The following is a 1766-nucleotide window of genomic DNA, read 5'->3' as shown; positions in this document are numbered from 1 at the left end:
ACCCGCGAGCTTCTGCCGGCCGCCGCCGCCAGCGATGTTCCGCTGCTGCCCGGTGCGATCACCCCCGCCGAGATCATGGCCGCGCGCGAAGCCGGCTTGCGCTTCCTGAAATTCTTCCCGGCCGAGCAGTCGGGCGGCATCGCTTCGCTGAAGGCCTTCGCCTCGCCGCTCGCCGATGTGAAATTCTGCCCGACCGGCGGCATCTCGGCCAAGAACGCGGCTGACTATCTAAGCCTGCCCAACGTGGTCTGCGTCGGCGGTTCCTGGGTGGCGCCCGACGACCTCGTCAAGGCCGGCAAATGGGACGAGATCGAAGGCTTGGCGCGCGCGGCGAGCAAGCTCACAAAATAAGGCTTTCATGGCGGCATGGAAAAACCCGGCCGACTTGCGTCGACCGGGCTTCCGCCGGATGTTTTTTCCAGGCCTGCCTTGGCCGGATCAGTTGCAGACCCTGACTTCCCTGACCACCCTATGATGATGCTTCCAGGTCGTGACAACCTTGGTCCGGCAGTGCTTCTTCATGTGCATGTGATCGTGGGTCTTGACGACAATGGTTTCGGCCTGCGTAGGGGCGATGGCCGCCGAAGCGGTTGCCAACGCGATGACCGATGCCAGTAGAATCTTCTTCATGGGTATCCCCGGGTTTGAACGAACGAGGGAGAAACCGTTGACGGCCCGAGGCGTTCCACGATCACGGCAATGTCAGGCCGGTGTGATCGGAAGCCGGCGGGCCGCGCGACCGGATCCGGCCACGCAGCAAAAAGCCGCGCTGGTTGCCCGGCGCGGCTTTGTCGGTTGATTTGCCGTCATTTGGTCTGGAAGCGGGCTACCGACATGAACTTGACGGCGTTGCCGGTGAAGCGATTGGCATCGGCCACCTGGCTGCTCGGCTGGAAGCCAGCGGTGTAGACCTCGCTCGGCGGCGTGTGCACGATGCTGTAGGCGTAACCCGGCGCCGTCGTCGCGCTTGAAACGGTGGCGACCTGCTCGCCGCTGGTCAAGGCCCAACGGGCGGCCTGCGGTGCGGCTGCAACCACCATGGCCTTGGGGCCTGGCTTCAGGTCGCGGGCGGTGGCTCTCGATTCCTTGCGGGTCGTCTTGACGCCGGCGCCGATCGCGGCGGCCGGATCGGAACCGACTGGGCGGGCCACGACAGCATCGCGCGGCGATGCGGTGTTGGTGCCCGGATCGTTGAACGCCGAACGCGGCTCGGACCCGGACAAGGAAGCAAGCTGGTAATCGGCCGCACCGACCTGGGCATTGGCCTCGTCGAGCACGGCCTTGACCGCGTCCGGCCTGGCCATCTCGGGCCGCGCCGTCGGCAGCACCGAGAACGCATCGGTCGCGGTCTTGCCTTGGTCGGCCGTCTCGGCCAGCGCCATCAGCACATCCTTGCTGGGCGGCGCAGCCAGAGCGGCCGGCAGCGAATTGTCGGGACGCCATGTCGGCAACGGTATGTTGTTGACCGCGACCTGGGTCGCATCAGCCGAAGCCGTTGCATCGGCCATGCCGAAAGGAACGCTCGCCGGCGCATGCGCGGTCGCCACGGCCTGCTCGGTGGTGGCTGTCGCCTCCGCCATCGCGAAGGGAACATTCTCAGGCTGCTGCGCGCCGACATCGGCTTTCGGCCGCGGTGCGAAATCCGGCAGCGGAATGCTTCGGGCCGGCAATGCCGCGATGATCGTCTCCGGCGTGTCCTGTTCAGGCTCCGGAGCCTGCTGTTCGGTCACCTGCGGAATCTCGGCGCGCCACGCATTCTCCGGCGC

1 protein-coding gene and 2 pseudogenes are annotated in these 1766 nt (G+C 66.4%); 1 reads left to right on the top strand and 2 read right to left on the bottom strand.

Annotated features, from left to right (window positions below):
* Nucleotides 1-351, top strand: a pseudogene (locus EOA22_RS32390) (keto-deoxy-phosphogluconate aldolase); the annotation flags it as partial.
* An 87-nt stretch (nt 352-438) separates the two neighbouring features.
* Here the strand turns inward: EOA22_RS32390 and EOA22_RS32385 are convergent.
* Complete coding sequence (locus EOA22_RS32385; protein ID WP_013529739.1) at nt 439-630, bottom strand: hypothetical protein; 192 nt, start codon at nt 628-630, stop codon at nt 439-441.
* A gap of 176 nt (nt 631-806) precedes the next feature.
* Nucleotides 807-1766 (bottom strand): annotated as a pseudogene (locus tag EOA22_RS32380) (peptidase M15); the annotation flags it as partial.

Origin of the sequence: Mesorhizobium sp. M7A.F.Ca.US.014.04.1.1, from assembly GCF_003998745.1 — a bacterium.
In the GTDB taxonomy this organism is placed as follows: domain Bacteria; phylum Pseudomonadota; class Alphaproteobacteria; order Rhizobiales; family Rhizobiaceae; genus Mesorhizobium; species Mesorhizobium ciceri.
The sequence above is the reverse complement of the archived record's forward strand: the minus strand, read 5'-3'. Positions and strand labels throughout refer to the sequence as shown.